General features: G+C 72.5%; 21 protein-coding genes. 9 read left to right on the top strand and 12 right to left on the bottom strand.

Annotation, left to right across the window (positions count from 1 at the left end; genetic code table 11):
* Position 1: 1 nt before the first annotated feature.
* From ACZYRU_RS06195 to ACZYRU_RS06165, 7 genes are all read right to left on the bottom strand, one after another.
* The gene (locus ACZYRU_RS06195; RefSeq protein ID WP_488956194.1) at positions 2 to 895 is read right to left on the bottom strand and encodes a DUF1353 domain-containing protein; all 894 of its coding nucleotides are present in this window, start codon (positions 893 to 895) and stop codon (positions 2 to 4) included.
* Complete coding sequence (locus tag ACZYRU_RS06190; RefSeq protein ID WP_488956193.1) at positions 886 to 1,518, bottom strand: matrixin family metalloprotease; 633 nt, start codon at positions 1,516 to 1,518, stop codon at positions 886 to 888. The genes ACZYRU_RS06195 and ACZYRU_RS06190 overlap by 10 nt, the downstream gene beginning before the upstream one ends.
* On the bottom strand, positions 1,515 to 3,647 hold the full coding sequence (locus ACZYRU_RS06185; protein ID WP_488956192.1) for a thioredoxin domain-containing protein: 2,133 nt from the start codon (positions 3,645 to 3,647) through the stop codon (positions 1,515 to 1,517). Before ACZYRU_RS06185 ends, ACZYRU_RS06190 begins: the two co-directional genes overlap by 4 nt.
* A gap of 61 nt (positions 3,648 to 3,708) precedes the next feature.
* Positions 3,709 to 4,104: a hypothetical protein gene (locus tag ACZYRU_RS06180; RefSeq protein ID WP_488956191.1), complete on the bottom strand. Its 396-nt coding sequence runs from the start codon at positions 4,102 to 4,104 to the stop codon at positions 3,709 to 3,711.
* A gap of 229 nt (positions 4,105 to 4,333) precedes the next feature.
* Entirely contained in the window at positions 4,334 to 4,624 is a 291-nt protein-coding gene (locus ACZYRU_RS06175; protein WP_488956190.1) for a hypothetical protein, read from the bottom strand.
* Positions 4,625 to 4,680: 56 nt separating this feature from the next.
* A complete protein-coding gene (locus ACZYRU_RS06170) occupies positions 4,681 to 5,823 on the bottom strand; it encodes a N(5)-(carboxyethyl)ornithine synthase (protein ID WP_488956189.1) in 1,143 nt (380 codons plus the stop codon).
* On the bottom strand, positions 5,820 to 5,954 hold the full coding sequence (locus ACZYRU_RS06165) for a hypothetical protein (RefSeq protein WP_488956188.1): 135 nt from the start codon (positions 5,952 to 5,954) through the stop codon (positions 5,820 to 5,822). The genes ACZYRU_RS06170 and ACZYRU_RS06165 overlap by 4 nt, the downstream gene beginning before the upstream one ends.
* A gap of 106 nt (positions 5,955 to 6,060) precedes the next feature.
* Here ACZYRU_RS06165 and ACZYRU_RS06160 point away from each other — a divergent pair, with 106 nt between their 5' ends.
* Entirely contained in the window at positions 6,061 to 6,960 is a 900-nt protein-coding gene (locus tag ACZYRU_RS06160) for an alpha/beta hydrolase (RefSeq protein WP_488956187.1), read from the top strand.
* On the opposite strand, the gene ACZYRU_RS06155 is transcribed toward ACZYRU_RS06160, so the two are convergent.
* Positions 6,957 to 7,733, bottom strand: a complete 777-nt coding sequence (locus tag ACZYRU_RS06155) for an enoyl-CoA hydratase-related protein (protein WP_488956186.1) — start codon at positions 7,731 to 7,733, stop codon at positions 6,957 to 6,959. The genes ACZYRU_RS06160 and ACZYRU_RS06155 overlap by 4 nt on opposite strands.
* A 16-nt stretch (positions 7,734 to 7,749) precedes the next feature.
* On the opposite strand from ACZYRU_RS06155, the gene ACZYRU_RS06150 reads away from it, so the two are divergent.
* Together ACZYRU_RS06150 and ACZYRU_RS06145 are read left to right on the top strand one after the other, a co-directional pair.
* Positions 7,750 to 8,421 (top strand): PaaI family thioesterase, encoded by a 672-nt coding sequence (locus ACZYRU_RS06150; protein WP_488956185.1) that lies wholly within the window; start codon positions 7,750 to 7,752, stop codon positions 8,419 to 8,421.
* A gap of 144 nt (positions 8,422 to 8,565) precedes the next feature.
* The gene (locus ACZYRU_RS06145; RefSeq protein ID WP_488956184.1) at positions 8,566 to 9,231 is read left to right on the top strand and encodes a hypothetical protein; all 666 of its coding nucleotides are present in this window, start codon (positions 8,566 to 8,568) and stop codon (positions 9,229 to 9,231) included.
* Here ACZYRU_RS06145 and ACZYRU_RS06140 read toward each other — a convergent pair.
* Positions 9,228 to 9,611, bottom strand: a complete 384-nt coding sequence (locus tag ACZYRU_RS06140) for an MmcQ/YjbR family DNA-binding protein (RefSeq protein ID WP_179727283.1) — start codon at positions 9,609 to 9,611, stop codon at positions 9,228 to 9,230. The two genes, ACZYRU_RS06145 and ACZYRU_RS06140, sit on opposite strands and share 4 nt — an antisense overlap.
* A 92-nt stretch (positions 9,612 to 9,703) precedes the next feature.
* Here ACZYRU_RS06140 and ACZYRU_RS06135 point away from each other — a divergent pair, with 92 nt between their 5' ends.
* From ACZYRU_RS06135 to ACZYRU_RS06120, 4 genes are read left to right on the top strand one after another with little or no spacing between them, the layout of a single operon-like run.
* Positions 9,704 to 9,910, top strand: a complete 207-nt coding sequence (locus ACZYRU_RS06135; RefSeq protein WP_488956183.1) for a hypothetical protein — start codon at positions 9,704 to 9,706, stop codon at positions 9,908 to 9,910.
* Entirely contained in the window at positions 9,907 to 10,419 is a 513-nt protein-coding gene (locus ACZYRU_RS06130) for a hypothetical protein (RefSeq protein WP_488956182.1), read from the top strand. The genes ACZYRU_RS06135 and ACZYRU_RS06130 overlap by 4 nt, the downstream gene beginning before the upstream one ends.
* Before the next feature lie 47 nt (positions 10,420 to 10,466).
* Complete coding sequence (locus ACZYRU_RS06125) at positions 10,467 to 10,991, top strand: SigE family RNA polymerase sigma factor (protein ID WP_488956181.1); 525 nt, start codon at positions 10,467 to 10,469, stop codon at positions 10,989 to 10,991.
* A complete protein-coding gene (locus ACZYRU_RS06120; protein ID WP_488956180.1) occupies positions 10,984 to 11,919 on the top strand; it encodes a hypothetical protein in 936 nt (311 codons plus the stop codon). Before ACZYRU_RS06125 ends, ACZYRU_RS06120 begins: the two co-directional genes overlap by 8 nt.
* Here the strand turns inward: ACZYRU_RS06120 and ACZYRU_RS06115 are convergent.
* Positions 11,909 to 13,168 carry an oxygenase MpaB family protein gene (locus ACZYRU_RS06115; RefSeq protein ID WP_488956179.1) on the bottom strand — a complete coding sequence of 420 codons (1,260 nt, stop codon included), beginning with the start codon at positions 13,166 to 13,168 and terminating at the stop codon, positions 11,909 to 11,911. The genes ACZYRU_RS06120 and ACZYRU_RS06115 overlap by 11 nt on opposite strands.
* A gap of 59 nt (positions 13,169 to 13,227) precedes the next feature.
* Here ACZYRU_RS06115 and ACZYRU_RS06110 point away from each other — a divergent pair, with 59 nt between their 5' ends.
* Both ACZYRU_RS06110 and ACZYRU_RS06105 read left to right on the top strand, forming a co-directional pair.
* Entirely contained in the window at positions 13,228 to 14,178 is a 951-nt protein-coding gene (locus ACZYRU_RS06110) for a GGDEF domain-containing protein (RefSeq protein WP_488956178.1), read from the top strand.
* A 17-nt stretch (positions 14,179 to 14,195) separates the two neighbouring features.
* Complete coding sequence (locus ACZYRU_RS06105) at positions 14,196 to 14,789, top strand: TetR/AcrR family transcriptional regulator (RefSeq protein WP_488956177.1); 594 nt, start codon at positions 14,196 to 14,198, stop codon at positions 14,787 to 14,789.
* On the opposite strand, the gene ACZYRU_RS06100 is transcribed toward ACZYRU_RS06105, so the two are convergent.
* The gene (locus tag ACZYRU_RS06100; RefSeq protein WP_488956176.1) at positions 14,774 to 15,430 is read right to left on the bottom strand and encodes a LysE family translocator; all 657 of its coding nucleotides are present in this window, start codon (positions 15,428 to 15,430) and stop codon (positions 14,774 to 14,776) included. The genes ACZYRU_RS06105 and ACZYRU_RS06100 overlap by 16 nt on opposite strands.
* 4 nt (positions 15,431 to 15,434) lie before the next feature.
* Positions 15,435 to 15,674 (bottom strand): hypothetical protein, encoded by a 240-nt coding sequence (locus ACZYRU_RS06095; protein WP_488956175.1) that lies wholly within the window; start codon positions 15,672 to 15,674, stop codon positions 15,435 to 15,437.
* Between the last annotated feature and the right edge of the window lie 3 nt (positions 15,675 to 15,677).

Below are 15,677 nucleotides of genomic sequence, written 5' to 3'. Positions count from 1 at the left end.
GTCAGTTCGAGCGGAATGGCGTCAGGAACAAGACAATCAGCACCAGATGGGCGGCAATCACAACGCCCGCGATGACAATCGCCGCCACGGGCCGCCGCCGGGCGATCCACTCGGCCGCCTGGTAGGCCAGCGTGATCAGGCCGAGCGCCACGGTGACGTGGAGCAGCACCGCGAGCGCGATCCCGGAGACCACGCCCGCGACGGCGAACCGGCCCCAGGTCAGCCCGAGCAGCAGCGGTACGACGACCGCCCCCGCCAGCCCGCCGACCAGCTCCATCACGAACGACCGGTCCCCCATCCAGGGCACCTCGTCGATCACGTCGAACAGGTCCAGGGTCGCCAGCACGCCGAGCACCACGATGATCGCGACGCTCGCCGCGGCCGCGATCCTGTAGCGCAGGTGCGTTGCTCGGCTCCAGGACACGGACCCGTGCCAGATCGTCGAGAGCGTGATCGCCGACCACACCAGCCAGCTGCGCACGGGTCCGGTGTCGGTGTCGCGCATCGCCGCGCGGAACACCCGGTCGGCGGCGACCCGGTCGAGCACGTGGCCCTCGACGGAGAGGTACGTCGGTGCCTCGTCGGGCGCGTGCACCAGGCCGTCGTGGATCAGCGCCGGTGGGAGGTGGCGTCCGGTGCGCGGCACCAGCCAGGTGAAGATCGTCGGCACCGAGGTCAGGTCGGTCTCGAAGGTGCCGAGATCGGCGGGGACCAGCAGGTCGCCGTACTCGCGGTCGCGGTAGGCGATCCGGTGCAGCATCCGGAACCGCTCGGTCCGCCGGTGGACGTCGCCCGTCTCGACCCGCTCGAGCACGATCTTCGGCGGGTCGGCGGAGCCCTCGTCGTGGAACCGCTCCGGCTCGGGTCGCACCGGTCGCCACGGGCTCAGCTGCATGACCGTGCCCCCTTCCCGAGACGGACCAGCCCTTCACGGTCACCGCGACCGTAGTCCAGCCGGCCGGTCGTGGTCCGGTACATGAGCTCTGCCCGCGAGTCGACGTGATCGAGGCCGACGAGGTGGCCGAGCTCGTGGAGCAGGATGGCCCGCCCCTCCTCATCGAGACCGATCCGGTCGAACACCTCGACATCGAGGACGATCTGACCGCTCGCGAACCACTTCCGCCCGGCGTACTCCGTGACGGTGGCGCGGGTGACCCCGGCGACCTTGCCGGCCAGCGAGTCGACCTCGTCGGCGGAGGCCCAGGAGATCGCCACGTCGAACGGCTGCCCGACCGGCTCACGACGGAACCGCAGGCCGGTGATCGCGGAGACGTGCTCGACGGCCTCGCCGACGAAGGCCAGCGCCTTCTTCTCCTCACCGAGCGCCCGCGAGGTGTGGACCTGGTAGACGATCGGGACGCAGGGATCCCAGGTCACGGGGGCGCCCGGCTCCCCCGGCTGGGTCTCGGTGAACGCGTACTCCGGGTCGGGCGGGCTGACGACGCGGCCGGCCATCACGACGACCGCGAACACGACGATGCTGAGGGCGAGAACGAGCCCCCAGGCCCGGCGGGTCACCCGATGCCGGCCGGCTCCGTGACCGGCCGCTCGCACACGAAGCCCCGGCAGACGTACGCCGCCGGCCTGCCGTCGACCGGCGTCCGGCCGGTGAGCAGCGGGATCTCGGTGTCCTGCGTGGTCTCGGTCGCGACCACCACCGCGCCCGGCAGGGTGAGCGCCTTGGCGACGAGGGCGTCCCGTGCCTCGCCGGCGGGGCCGACGACGGCGACCTCGAGCGGGCCGTCGAGCATGGTGACCGCCGCGGCGAGCGACCAGCCGGCGAACCGCGGCGCCTTGTCGGCGAGCACACTGACGGTCGCCAGAGCCGTCTCCGCGGCGTCGCGGTAGCGTCCCTCACCGGTCAGTGCGTGCGCCTCCACCAGCGCGTGGACCAGGCTGCTGAACCCGCTCGGGCTGGCGTTGTCGCCGGGGTCGCGCGGTCGGGCGACGAGGACCTCCGCGTCGGCGCTGGTGTCGAAGAAACCCCCGTCCGGAGCGGCGAATCCGGCCAGCGCGGTGTCGAGGAGCTGGGTCGCGAGACGGAGCCAGCGGGCGTCGGCCGTCGCCTGGGCGAGGGCGAGCAAGCCGGATGCCACGCACCCGTAGTCCTCGAGCACGCCCGCGTGCGCGCCGGCCACGCCGTCGCGGGAGACCCTCAGGATCCGGCCGTCGCGCAGGTGCAGCCTCTCGAGAAGGTTTGCGGTCTCGATCGCTGCCCGGAGGTAGTCGGGGCGGCCCAGTCGCCGACCCGCATCGACCAGCCCGCTGATCGCGAGCCCGTTCCACGCGGCGACCACCTTGTCGTCCCGCGCCGGGCGCGGGCGCTGCTCGCGGGCGGCGAGCAGCCGGCGTCGTACGTCGTCCAGCCGGGCGCGGTCCGCCTCGTCGACCGGGTAGTGGCGCAGCTGCAGCGTCGACATCCCGTGCTCGAAGGTGCCGTCCTGAGTGACGTTGAACAGCTCCGCTGCCCACGCTCCGTCGGTCGGCCCGAGTGTCGCGGCGAGCTGCGCGGGCGTCCACGCGTAGAACAGCCCCTCCTCCGCGTGCCCGCCCGGCTCGGCCGGGCTGTCCGCGTCGAGCGCGGAGGCGAACCCGCCCTGCGCCGTCCGCAGCTCGCGAAGCATGAAGTCCGCCGTCTCGGTGGCGATCCGGTTGCCCAGCTCGGTGCCGAGCCGCGCGTAGAGCCCCAGCAGCTGGGCGTTGTCGTAGAGCATCTTCTCGAAGTGCGGCACGACCCAGGCCCGGTCCACGGCGTACCGCGCGAACCCGCCGCCCACCTGGTCGTACATCCCGCTGCCCGCCATCGCCGCGACCGTCCGCGCCAGCATGTGCCGTGCCTGCTGCCCACTGCTCGCCACGTAGCCGCCGCTGTTCGTCGAGTAGCCCGAGCCCCCCGCCTCCGAGGTCGTCGAGTAGCCCGAGCCATCCGAGGTCGTCGAGTAGCCCGAGCCATCCGAGGTCGTCGAGTAGCCCGAGCCCCTGGGCGAGGGCGTATCGAGACGCCCGTACAGCCGCAGGAACTCCAGCACCATCGTCGGCGGGAACTTCGGCGCACCCCCGAACCCACCCGCCATCGCGTCGTACTCCTGCGCCAGGGTCGCGACCGCTGCATCGATCCGCTCCCCCGTCAGCGCGTAGGCCGGCAGGCTCGCATCCTTGCGGAGGTGCTCCGCGACGCTCGCCGCGGTGCGTCGTACGTCGTCGCCCCGGTCGACCCACGCCCCGCTGAGCGCCTGCAGCACCTGCGTGAACGACGGCGACCCGTGCCGCGGCTGGTCCGGCAGGTAGGTCCCCGCGAAGAACGGCGCCCCCTCGTGGTCCATCACCACCGTCATCGGCCACCCACCCTGCCCGGTCATCGCGGTGGTCGCCTGCATGTAGACCGCATCCACGTCCGGCCGCTCCTCGCGATCGACCTTGATGCTGACGAAGTGCTCGTTGAGGTAGTCCGCCGTCGCCCGGTCCTCGAAGGACTCGTGGGCCATGACGTGGCACCAGTGGCAGGCGGCGTACCCGACCGACAGCAGGATCGGGACGTTGCGCCGCTTGGCCTCCGCGAATGCCTCTGGCCCCCACTCCCACCAGTCGACGGGATTGTCAGCGTGCTGGAGGAGGTACGGGCTTGTCGCGGCACCGAGGCGGTTCACGCAGCCATCATCCAGCAGACCGCAACGGTCACGCCGAACCACATGGACCAGATGGACCGACTCAGTCCCGCGGCCAGACGGACACGATTCCCTTGCCCGACGCCTTGACCCACAGCACCAACGGGACCTCTGCGATGGCGGCACCGAACGCCCGACGGTAGGCGATGGCGTTGGCTCTGGAGAGATACGCCACGACATGTCCATCGACATGGACGGCCACCGCGTTGGCGTCGTACTGGTTGTTGGCCTCGGGAACCATGCGGGCCAGGAAGTCTTCGCTGATCGGCCTGGTCATGGTCGGCAGGCTTGCGGCTGCATGGCCGCGGCCAGCAAGTAGTGCGACCAGCGCAGGCTGATAGGACAGTTCGCCGACGAACAGCTGCTCACCGTCCACCGGGACGAACTCGGCCCGTCGTGCCGCAGCAGCGTTGTTCGGCTTCCGCCCGAAGAGACCCATCGCCCGCTCCCTCTCGTTGACCGCGTGACCATGGTCGACAAACCTCTGACCGCTGTCGACATCGGCAGTCCGTCCACCCGGCTGCCGACGCAAGGGGAGCAGCTAGTGCCCGGCCACTACAAGTCGTCTGCGGCAGGCCCCTCACCGCCACCGAGCAGGCGGCCCAGGTTGTCGACGATACGCGCCTCCGCCTCCGTCCTCAGCGGTTTGGACTGCAGCACGCCGTCGATCAGCTCCCAGACCAGGCCGTCCGCTGGCCGATCAGCGATCGTGAATCCCTGACCCGGCCCCAGCAGCGCGCCAGCCGGCGAGCGTCGTCGAACAAGTCCGCGGCGATGGCGAAGGTGACGGACAGCGTGGCCAGCACCTTGTCGATGCGTAGCCGATGGCCTTGCGTGCGGACGTCGTCGGTCACGGATCCCCGAAGGTGGTCCACGAGGGAGTGGACGCTGTTCAGGAACTCACGGTCCATGGGCTCGGCGACCTTGAGCTCGGCGGTGTAGAGAAACCTGGCGTCCATTCGCACACCCCTCCGTAGACCGTCACCTCGCGGCGGCGGGCGATGCTCACCTGGCCTCAAGCGACCCGGTACGGCGGCTCCACCTCTCGCCCCTGGAACGCCAGGATCGCAGGATTGACCACACGGCCCTCCCGGATCTCGATCGCCCGGCTCAGCGTCTCGTCCGCGTCCCAGCCGGGTCCGCCCTCGAGCACCCGCCGCACGAAGGGGACCAGTGCGTTGCTGTTCTCCCAGGTCGCCGAGCTCCACAGGTACGACGGCGAGTGGTCGACGCCGTAGTAGAGGACGTTGTCGCCCACCACGAACGTGGGCTCGTCGAAGCTGGTCGGGCGGGCGAAGCTGAATCCCATGCCGAGGTCGCACGACACGTCGATGACGAGGCTCCCGGGGCGGAACGCGGCCATGTCCTCGTCGCGGAGGTAGACCAGCGGGTGGGCGGTGTCCTGGAGGGTGCAGTTGACGACGATGTCGTTCTCGGCCAGGTACGCCGCCAGCGGCTCGCGTCCGCGCTCGGTGATCACGTGGCTCCCCAGCTCGCCGTCCTGGTCGTGCTCGAACTGGCGGATCCGCACCGAGTGGATCGGTGAGCCCACCGCGGCGACGCCGCGGTTGGTCAGCACCGCGACCTCGTGCACGCCGTGCGCATTGAGGGCGGTCACCGCGCCCCGCGCGGTCGCGCCGAAGCCGATCACGACGGCGCTCAGGCGGCGACCGTAGTCGCCGGTCAGACCGGCGAGCTGGAGCGCGTGGAGCACCGAGCAGTAGCCGGCGAGCTCGTTGTTCTTGTGGAACACGTGCAGACCCACCGTGCCGTCGCGCGTCCAGTGGTTCATGGCCTCGAAGGCGATGACCGTCAGGCGGTTGTCGATCGCGACCTGGGTGAGCTCGGCGCCCTGCACGCAGTGCGGCCATCCCCACAGCACCTGCCCCGGGCCCATCGCCTCGACGTCCGCGAGCTGCGGCTTGGGCAGCAGCACGACGTCGGAGCCCGCCAGCAGCTGGTCGCGTGAGGCGAACCCGGCCACGTGCTCGGCGAGGGACGCATCGTCGACGCCGAACAGCGCGCCGTACCCGTGCTCGAGCGTGATGCGTGCCCGGAGGTCGGCGTCGAGGGCGCGGAGGTGGTCGGGGTGGATCGGAAGCCGATGCTCGTTCTCCTTGGCCGACGATCCGATGACCCCCAGCCCGAGCCGCGTCACTTCTTCTTGCCCGGATGGATCTTCTCGGAGAACGTCTCCTCGGAAGCCTTGCCGCGCTTCTCGGCGCGCTTCTCCTTGATGGACTTCCCGGTCTTCTTGGACATGCTCTGGCGCGGCGACTTGTCGCTCATGGCGGTTCTCTCTGAGAGGGAGCCTGGATGGCCCCTGCTTCGACAGTACGCCTCCCGCCGTCAACTGATCCCCGGCGGCCGACCGAGCGCCTGCTTGGATGCGGGCATGCAGGTCCCGCTCCGCGCCGCCCGGCTGCTCACCCGTCATGTCGTGCGGCCGGTGCTCGGCACCCGCCTCTCCCCCGCGCGGCAACGGCAGGTGATCGACGCGCTGATGAGGTTCCCCGTCCTCCCCCCCGGTACGACGACCGAGCGCACCACGCTGGGCGGCGTGCCGGCCGACCGGATCACCACACCGGCCACCGACCCCGACCGCGCGCTGCTCTACCTGCACGGCGGCGCCCACATCGTCGGCTCCCCGATCACCCACCGCGCCGCGGCCGCCCACCTGGCCGATGCCACCGGTGCGGTCGCGCACGTCCTCGACCACCGGCTCGCGCCCGAGCACCCGTACCCCGCCGCCGTCGACGACGCCCTCGCCGCCTACCGCGCCCTGCTCGACAGCGGGCTGCCGCCCGAGCGGATCGTCGTGGCCGGCGACTCGGCCGGTGGCGGGCTGACCCTCGCCCTGGCCCTGCGCGCCCACGCGACGGGCATGCCCGTCCCGGCAGCGCTCGGCCTGATCTCGCCGTGGGTCGACGCCCGCCTCGACGGCCTGGCCGACCACGTCGACGACCCGCTGCTCACCCGCGGCTGGCTCGAGCTCGGAGCGACGTCGTACGCCGGCCGCCACCGCGAGCACCCCGAGGTCTCGCCCCTCCTCGCCGACCCCGCCGACCTCGCGGCCCTGCCGCCCCTGTTCGTGCACGCCGCCAGCGACGAGCTGTTCGTCGACGACGTCGAGCGGTTCGTGTCGGCTGCGCGGGCAGCGGGTGCGGACGTCACGTACCACCGGCTCGAGGGCCACTGGCACGTGACGCACCTGTACGCCGGGACGGTCCGCGAGGCGACCGAGGTCGTCCGCGAGCTGGGCGGCTGGCTGCGGTCGGCCCTGCCGAACGCCTAACGCCCGGTCCAGCGCGGCTCGCGCCGCTCGAAGAACGCGCCGATCCCCTCGGCGACGTCGGCTGACGCGAGCAGCCGCTCGTGCGCGGCGTGGCTGGCGGCCCAGCTGGCGGTCTCGTCGCCGTTGATCTCGTCGTGCGCCAGCGCAAGCGCGGCGCGGACCGCGAGCGGGGCGTTGCCGCTGATGGTGGCGGCGAGGCCGAGGGCGACGTCGAGCGTCGTACCGGGCTCGACCAGGCGGTTGACGAAGCCGAGCCGCTCGGCCCGCTCGGCGCCGATCGGGTCGCCGGTCAGGAGCATCTCGCGGGCGACGTTGGCGGGCAGCACCCGCGGCGCGCGGAAGACGCCGCCGAAGTCGGGCATCAGGCCGCGCTTGACCTCGGGGAAGCCGAACGTCGCCGTACGCGAGGCGACGACGAGGTCGCAGCACAGCACCAGCTCGAGGCCCCCGCCGAGCGCGTACCCCTCGACCGCGGCGACGAGCGGCTTGGGCCGGCGGCGCGACATGATCCCGGCGATGCCGCCGCGCTCGGTCGGCTCGCCGGGTCCCTCGGCGAGGTCGGCGCCCGCCGAGAACACCGACGGGCCGCCGGTCAGGACGCCGCACCACAGGTCGTCGTCGTCCTCGAGCAGGTTCAGCGCCTCGTCGAGGCCGCGGGTCACGGCACCGTTGATGGCGTTGCGCTTGGCCGGGCGGTCGAGCCCGATCACGAGGGTGCGCTCGACGCGGATGGTCTGGACGGCGGGGGCGGCATCGGGAGCGCGGTCACTCATGCACGACAATCTAGGGATGACCATGGAGATGTTCATCCACGACGAGATCCCGACCGACGAGGTCGACCGTCGCGAGAAGGCAGTCTCCGCCCTCGCCGACTCGGTGCGCGAGCTCGTCGACGCGACCATCCGCAGCACCGTCCCCGACGAGGAGCTGGCTGCCGTGCAGGCCGAGGTCGACGCCCTGGTCGCACGGCTGCGCACCGCCGAGCTGCCCGGGTCCGCCGGGGTCCGCTACAACTCGCAGGGTCGCAGCTGGAACTGGGGCAACGCGGTCGTCGGGCGCGGCAACGCGGTCGCGCCGCCGGTCGACATCGTCCACGACGGCTTCGGCAACGCGCACGCCGAGATGACCCTGGGTGCGGCGTACGAAGGACCTCCGGGGATGGTCCACGGCGGCATGTCCGCGCTGATGCTCGACCAGATCATGGGTGAGACCGCGAGCGGGTTCCGGCGCCTCACCATGACCGGCACCCTCACCCTGCGCTACCGGCGGCCGCTGCCGCTCGGTCCGGTCCGGATGGAGGCCCGGATCGCCCACGAGGAGGGCCGCAAGATCACCGTCGAGGCGCAGATCGGCGTCCCCGGTCAGGATGCGGCGGTCGAGGCGACCGGCCTGTTCCTCATCCCGAGCTGGGCGCCGATCGACGAGACCGAAGAGGGCTGGTCCCGCTCGGCCGAGGGCTGAGCGGCTCACGGATCAGCCGAAAGCACGAGGGACAGAGCGTTCCTTCGGCCGATCGAACACGAGCCCCGAAGCCGATCCGCCCGTCGTCGACGTCACCGATCGTGGAGTCACACAGCTGATCCGACCGCGACGAAGGAGCAACCGATGAGGTCACCCAGGAAGGTCGTCGCCGGGACGGCGATCGCGTTGGCAGCGTCGTTGGTGGTCCAGAACGCGGTGCTGGTCGCGGTCGGAGCGCCGGGCTACGGCGATCCGATCAAGGACGTCCTCGCCTTCCACGCGGAGCACCGGGGCGCGGTCGCGTTCGCGGTCGGTCTGGAGGCGCTGAACCTGCCGCTGCTGCTCGGGTTCGTGACCGGACTCCACGGGCTCGTCGAGCGCCGCGGGGGTGCAGGCGCGGACTGGTCGCGCCTCGCCGTGGCCGCGGGCGCGACCCTCTCGGCGGTCTTCGCGCTCTACGCCGTGCTGTGGAACGGCGTCGTGCTGTCCGCCGGCGAGCTCGTCGAGCCGAGCCCGGAGCTCGAGCTCGTCTGGCAGCTGCATGCAGCAGCGTTCGCGCTGGCACTGCCGGCGCTCGGCACCACCTTCGCCGCCGCCGCCCTGGCGGCGCACGCGAGTGGGCTGACACGGCCGTGGCAGCGTGTGCTCGGCGTCGCCGGCGGAGGCCTGCTGCTCGCCGCCGGTGCGGGCAGTCTCGCGATCGCCGACGGCTCGCCCCTGCTGTTCGTGGGGATGCCCGGCTACCTCGCCTGGCTCGTGTGGCTGCTGGCGACCGGCCTGCGGCTGGTGCGCCCCCAGGCCGAGGCCTAGGCTCCCGGGCGGTCGACGCGGTCGACCAGGCGCTGTGGCGCCTGCAGGCAGAACGAGTCGGTGAGCAGCTCCCCGAGCTCGACCCAGTCGGTGTCGTCGTCGACGAGCATCCCGACGACGTTGTTGCCCCACTCGCCCTTGAAGTACGGCGCCCCGAGGTGCTGGAACGCCATCACCTCGTCCGGCTCGGCGCGGAACGTGATCCGGAACAGCTGGTCCTCGCCGCCGAACACGTGGGCGACCGTGACGGTCGTACCGGCGACCCGCCAACGCACACCGACCCAGGCCTCCTCCTCGTGGCACTCGGGCAGCCGCGCGAAGATCGCACGCAGCCGGGCGAGGTAGGCGCCGGGGACGTCGGGACGGGTCGGGCGAGGCACGACAGGAATGTCCCACACGCCGCCGACACCCACCACCGGGGCACCGTCAACCAAAGGTTGACATTCCGGAGACGTCAAGACATCGTTGACACATGCCCGACAAGTCCCTCGTCCTGATCGCGCTCGGCGTCGCCCTGATCGCCAGCACCCTCTCAGTCCACGGCCTGCTCCGCGGGTTCGGCCAGGGCGCCGGGGTCGCGCTCGTCCTGATCGGCGTCGTCACGACGTCCGCACGCCTACGCAAGCGGAAGGACGACGACGGCATGTGGCTGCCCAGCCGCGACGAGGACCAGAAGTGAGCGACCTCGCCGAGGCGATCGGTCGCGCGATCCTCAGCGGCACCGACGCGCAGGACCAGCTCGCCCTGGTGCGTCGTACGGCGGACGCGGACCTGGTCACCGCCGACCTGCTCCAGCAGGCGGTCAACGCAGCCCGCGCCGGCGGGCACAGCTGGTCGGCCATCGGCAGCACCCTCGGCCTGACTCGGCAGGCCGCACAGCAGCGCTTCGGCCGCGAGCCCGACTCCGCCGGCACCGCTGACGGCCCCGAGGAGCGCTGGCTCGGACCGGTCACCGCGTTCGACGAGATGCAGGAGCTCGAGCTCGCCGGCCGCCTCGGCTGGCGCACCACGGGCGCCGGCCTGCTGCGGCACCGGATGGTCCGCACCGCGACGCAGTGGGAGCACAAGCGGGTCGTGTGGACGGGCGGCCTGGGCCGCTACGAGAAGGACGGGTGGCAGGTCGGCTGCCGCGCCTTCCCGTGGGTCTACCTGGTCCGCGACACCGGCGAAGCCGCCACGACCGCCTGACAACCCTTTCGCGCACCCGGCCCGTCTGCACAGTCGGAGGTGGACGAATGCGCGAGGCTGTACCCGTGCTCGACGACGAGGCAACCCACCGGCTGCCGTCGTTCGAGGAGTACGTCGCCGCCCGGGGCCAGGCCCTGTGGCGCAGCGCCTGGCTGCTGACCGGCGACCGGCACCGGGCCGAGGACCTGGTGCAGACCGCGCTGATGAAGTGCTGGCGGCGGTGGGGCCGGATCGCCGATGCGCAGGCGGTCGATGCCTACGTACGACGGACCATGGTCACGACGTACACCGACTGGTGGCGCCGCCGCTGGAACGGCGAGCTCCCGACGGGCGAGCTGCCCGAGCCGGCCACCGGCGAGCCCGACCCGGGCCTGCGCCAGGACGTCGTCGCGGCGCTCACCCGGCTCCCGCGCGGGCAGCGCGCGGTCGTGGTGCTGCGGTACTTCGACGACCTGACCGAGGCGCAGACCGCGGCGGCGCTCGGCATCAGCATCGGCACGGTCAAGAGCCAGGCCTCGCGCGCGCTGCGCACCCTGCGCGAGTCCGGACTGCTGGAGGAGAGCGATGACTGAGCACCTGCGCGACCTGCTGGAACGGGCCGTCCCCGACGACGCGCCCGTGTTCGAACCGCACGTCCTGGCCGCCGCGGCCCGGCGACGCCGGAACCGCGGACGGGCGGGCGGCGCAGCCGCGGCCGTCGCCGTGCTCGCGGTCGCCACGGTGGCGACCGTGGCGGGCACCCGCGGCCACGACCGACCGACGGTCGCCCGCGAGACGGACCCCTACGCGGTCCCCGCCTGTCCGACCGAGCCCGAGCGCAGCGCGGCTGCGGTGCCGACGTACGACGACCTGGTCGCGGTGCGCCTGTGCGCCGACGGGCCGACACCGACGGCCGACGGCCTGGTCGAGCTCGACGGCCTGCCCGCGCGGGTCGCCGCGCTCCCCGACTTCGACCCGGGCCGCTGCGCGGCGATCGACTTCGTCGCGACCCGCCAGGTGCTGCGCTTCCGCTATGCCGACGGCACGACGAAGCAGGTCGCCGCGACGCCCTGCGCCCCGGCGACCGTCGCCGGCCGGGAGGTCGACGGCGGCGACCTGCTGGCGGCCTACCTCGACGCCCTCGCGGCCCAGCGCGAGAAGCTGCCCGATGCCCGCCCCTACGACGGACCGTTCGACTGCGCGACGGTGCTGGCTCCCAGCGCCGCGCAGCCCGGCCGCGAGCGGATCACGTCCGGGGCGGTGTGCCACGGGATCGGCCAGGCGGTGCCGCTCACGACCGAGCAGCTGAGCCGTGTCGCTGATGCGTGGGCGCACCCCGGCCCGCAGGTACTGGCGAAGTGCTCACCCACGGGCGAGCCGCTGTCGCTGATGCTGGGCACCGACCACGGCGACGTGGTGCAGGTCTTCGACAACTGCATCGCGCTGGGCTGGGCCGGGTGGACCGACGACCGGCGCGCGTCGCTGCCGGTGACGATGGCCGACCTCGGCATCACGCCCTGAGCTCGCCGACGTCCTCCGCATCCCCCTGGAAGTAGCTCTCGAGCAACCACTGCGCCCGCCGTCCGCCCCACCGGGCAAGGCGGTCAGGGCCGCCGGGCAACCGCTTGAGCACGCGGTAGCGCACCGTGTTGAGCCCGACCAGGTAGGCGTGCGCCCACGGCGGCCGCATCGGCAGGCCGAGCTCACGCATGCTCTCGGGGCCGAGGAAGACGGTCAGCATCGAGAGCAGGCGCTCTCGTTCGTACCGGGCACGCGCGCCCTGCAGCACGGCGGGCCAGCCGGGGTAGCGACGCAGCGCCTGCGCCTCGACCACGGCCTGTGCCAGCTGGGGCCCGGCCTCGGTGAGCGGCCCCTGCGCGAGCAGCACGTGGTAGTCGATCCGATGCCGCTCCCACTCGTCGTCGACGAGGAAGTCGGGGTGGACGCCCATCAGCCAGCCGACGTACTTCCACAGGTGCATCAGGGCCCGCGACTCCGACGACGAGATCGGTACGCCGAGCGCCCGGGAGCCGATGATGAGCACGCCGTCGAACAGGCCGAGGGTCGAGGCCTGGTCGGCCTGGTTGATCGGGAGCCCCCACTGAGCGGTGTCCCAGCTGTCCTCGAAGGCGTGGTTGACCAGCGCGTGCATCAGTCGGACGTGGACGGTCAGCCGCCAGCCCTCGCCGGGTGGGCGGCCGTCGTACGGCGCCGCGAGAGAGCCCGGGTCGGTGAGGCTCGCCCCCCACTTCTGGGTCTCCGCGAGCCGGCGCAGGGTCTGCGCGCCGGTCAGCCCGCCGGTGGCGACCAGCAGGTCGGTCGGGCCGCCGAACCGGTACCCGCCGACGAGGGAGAGCTGGAGCAGCACGTCCTGGGCGTTCTGCCCGAGCCGCCGGAACACCCGGGCGCCCTCCTCGACGAGGTCGCGGTCGAGCCACTCCGGGTCACGCTCGAGCTCGGCGAGGAAGGCGACGAGCGCCGGCGGCGCATCGGGTACGGCGGCCAGGCCGCCCTCGAGCGCCCGGCGGAACTGGTCCATCCGGACCCGGTCGGGGTGATCCCCTCGCAACCGGATCGCGTCTGCGAGGGCCGCGCCGAGCTCGTCGCGCTCGAGCATGGCGCGGCCGATCCGGTCGAGCAGCGCCTCGTCGGTGCCGCGCACCCGCCCGACCACCTTGAGCGGGCGGCCCAGCCGGCGGTTGCGCTCACCGCCGGCGCGGAAGCGGGACGGGAAGGGCTGCGGGAGCGGCTGGGCCACCTCGGTGCTCATGCCTCCATCCTGACGCGAGTGAATGCTCGCATTCAACTCGCGAATGGAAGGATGACGCCATGGAGCCCGCCCAGCTGGACCGCCTGCTGCTCGCCGTCCAGGAGCTGTCGATGGCCGCCGACCTGCCGAGCGTCCAGCACGTCGTGCGGACCGCAGCCCGCGAGCTGGCCGACTGCGACGGCGCGACCTTCGTCCTGCGCGACGGCGAGCAGTGCTACTACGCCGACGAGGACGCGATCGCGCCGCTGTGGAAGGGCCACCGCTTCCCCCTCGAGGCCTGCATCAGCGGCTGGGCCATGCTCAACAAGCAGCACGTGGTCATCCCCGACATCTACCTGGACGGCCGGATCCCGCACGCGGCGTACCGACCGACCTTCGTCCAGAGCCTGGTGATGATGCCGGTGCGCACCCTGGACCCGATCGCCGCGATCGGCGCCTACTGGGCCGAGCACCACACCGCCACCGACGCCGAGATCGCCCTGCTCCAGGGCCTGGCCAACGCCACCTCGGTCGCGCTCGACAAGCTCGCCGTCCACGACCAGCTCGCCTCCGCCGTCGCCCTGCGCGAGGCCACCCACCACCTGGCCACCACCGACGAGCTCACCGGGCTGTGGAACCGGCGCGGCTTCTTCGAGCAGGCGCGTCTGCGCTGGACCCCCGGCACCCGCACCGCCGTCGGCTTCGTCGACCTCGACGGTCTCAAGGTCGTCAACGACACCGACGGCCACAGCGCCGGTGACACGCTCATCCGCCGCCTCGCGCACACGCTCTCCACGGCCCTGCGCGAGACCGACGTCGTGGCCCGGCTCGGCGGCGACGAGTTCGCCGTCCTCACCCCCGGGCTCTCCCCCGACGACCTGCACGCCCGCCTCGCGACCGCGGTCGGGCGCCGGGCCAGCGTCGGCACCGCCCCGGTCACCGACATCGGCCTGCTCCCCGACGCGTTGCTCGAGGCCGACGCGCAGATGTACGCCGCCAAGCGCCGCCTGCTGACCAGCCGCATCGCCTGAGCCTCTACAGTCCTGACGTGCGCAAGGCCCCGCAGCAGGCCCGGTCCCGGGAGATGGTCGAGCGGATCGTCGCTGCCGGCAGGACGGTCCTCGTCGAGCGCGGGTACGACGCCTTCAGCACCAACCGGGTCGCGACCGTCGCGGGCGTGAGCCCCGGCTCGCTCTACCAGTACTTCCCGGACAAGGCCGCGATCCTCGAGGTCGTCATCGACCGGTACTGGCAGGAGGTGGCCGACCGGGTCGCCGCCTCCCTGGCCGACCGGATCGGCGAGTTCGGGCCGGCGATGGTCCGGGACACCGCGGACGCGCTGCTCACTGCGCTCAAGGCCGATCGCGAGCTGCTGCGCGTGGTGGCCGAGGAGCTGCCCGTGCAGCGCAACCGGGAGCGCCGCGCCGCCCTGGAGCGTCGCGTGCGCGAGCTCGTGACGACGTACCTCGCCGCCCGGCCCGGCACCACCACCCGCCCCGACCCGGCGGTCACCGCCTGGGTCGTGGTGCTGGCGATCGAGAACCTCGCGATGCGCTGGGTGCTCGACCAGCCCGACGCGGTCACCCGCGAGCAGCTGCTCGACGAGGTGCTGGCACTGGTGGGCGGCTACCTGCTGGCGTGACCGCCGTGGCCGGTGAGGGCCATGCCGACGCCGAGCCCGATCATCGACGTACCGCCGATCGCACCCAGCGCACTGCCGCGCCGCTCGGACGCCACGAACCAGTCCCGCGCCCGGCCGGCGGCCAGGGCCCAGGTCGAGTCGCAGAGCAGGCCGATCGCGATCGCGACCAGGCCCAGGGTCAGCATCTGCGCGGGGACCGACGCGGCCGCACCGGACCGGTCCACGAAGGGCGGCAGCAGCGCACCGAACATCATGAAGCCCTTCGGGTTGCTCACCCCCACGACGAATCCCTGCCGCAGGGCGGTCCCCCACGACAGCGGGGTCCGCGCCTCGCCGCTGCCCATCCGCATCTCGCCGCGGTGCCGCAGTGCCTGGACTCCGAGCCAGACCAGGAAGGCCGCGCCGGCGAGCTTGATGACGGTGAAGACCAGCTGTGACTCGGCGACGATCGCGCCGAGGCCGAGGCAGACCAGCACCATGACGAGGAGCAGGCCGGCCGTGTTGCCGAGCACGCTGGCCAGCGCGACCCGCTGGCCGTAGGACACCGCCCGGCCGACCACGAAGACCACGCTCGGGCCGGGGATGACGATCAGGACCAGCGCAGCGAGGCCGAAGCCGAGGAGCTGGTCGAGACCGATCACCGGATCACTCCTTCGGGGACTCCGGGTCGTCGTCGACCGGCTCGTCGCCGTACACGCCCGCGTCCTTGGCCCGGGCCGCGGTACGCAGGCTCCGGGTCAGTGCGAAGCCGATCACCACGACGGCGGCGATCAGCAGCAGGAAGATCCAGAACGCCGTCCAGCCCGCCACGATGTTGGTGTCCTGGTCGACCGGCTTGTCCTTGGCGGCCACGGCGGAGACGACGGTGGCGACGACGGCATGCATGAG

It is taken from the genome of Nocardioides sp. F233 (assembly GCF_057813895.1).
Note: the sequence above shows the minus strand (reverse complement) of the source record. Positions and strands in the feature narration are given on the sequence as shown.

What these genes read in the sequence shown, in the direction of transcription:
- ACZYRU_RS06195 (WP_488956194.1), bottom strand. Translation starts at nt 895, where the DNA reads ATGCAGCTGAGCCCGTGGCGACCGGTGCGACCCGAGCCGGAGCGGTTC.
- ACZYRU_RS06180 (WP_488956191.1), bottom strand. Translation starts at nt 4,104, where the DNA reads ATGGGTCTCTTCGGGCGGAAGCCGAACAACGCTGCTGCGGCACGACGG.
- ACZYRU_RS06175 (WP_488956190.1), bottom strand. Translation starts at nt 4,624, where the DNA reads ATGGACGCCAGGTTTCTCTACACCGCCGAGCTCAAGGTCGCCGAGCCC.
- ACZYRU_RS06165 (WP_488956188.1), bottom strand. Translation starts at nt 5,954, where the DNA reads ATGAGCGACAAGTCGCCGCGCCAGAGCATGTCCAAGAAGACCGGGAAG.
- ACZYRU_RS06160 (WP_488956187.1), top strand. Translation starts at nt 6,061, where the DNA reads ATGCAGGTCCCGCTCCGCGCCGCCCGGCTGCTCACCCGTCATGTCGTG.
- ACZYRU_RS06155 (WP_488956186.1), bottom strand. Translation starts at nt 7,733, where the DNA reads ATGAGTGACCGCGCTCCCGATGCCGCCCCCGCCGTCCAGACCATCCGC.
- ACZYRU_RS06150 (WP_488956185.1), top strand. Translation starts at nt 7,750, where the DNA reads ATGACCATGGAGATGTTCATCCACGACGAGATCCCGACCGACGAGGTC.
- ACZYRU_RS06145 (WP_488956184.1), top strand. Translation starts at nt 8,566, where the DNA reads ATGAGGTCACCCAGGAAGGTCGTCGCCGGGACGGCGATCGCGTTGGCA.
- ACZYRU_RS06135 (WP_488956183.1), top strand. Translation starts at nt 9,704, where the DNA reads ATGCCCGACAAGTCCCTCGTCCTGATCGCGCTCGGCGTCGCCCTGATC.
- ACZYRU_RS06125 (WP_488956181.1), top strand. Translation starts at nt 10,467, where the DNA reads ATGCGCGAGGCTGTACCCGTGCTCGACGACGAGGCAACCCACCGGCTG.
- ACZYRU_RS06120 (WP_488956180.1), top strand. Translation starts at nt 10,984, where the DNA reads ATGACTGAGCACCTGCGCGACCTGCTGGAACGGGCCGTCCCCGACGAC.
- ACZYRU_RS06115 (WP_488956179.1), bottom strand. Translation starts at nt 13,168, where the DNA reads ATGAGCACCGAGGTGGCCCAGCCGCTCCCGCAGCCCTTCCCGTCCCGC.
- ACZYRU_RS06110 (WP_488956178.1), top strand. Translation starts at nt 13,228, where the DNA reads ATGGAGCCCGCCCAGCTGGACCGCCTGCTGCTCGCCGTCCAGGAGCTG.
- ACZYRU_RS06095 (WP_488956175.1), bottom strand. Translation starts at nt 15,674, where the DNA reads ATGCATGCCGTCGTCGCCACCGTCGTCTCCGCCGTGGCCGCCAAGGAC.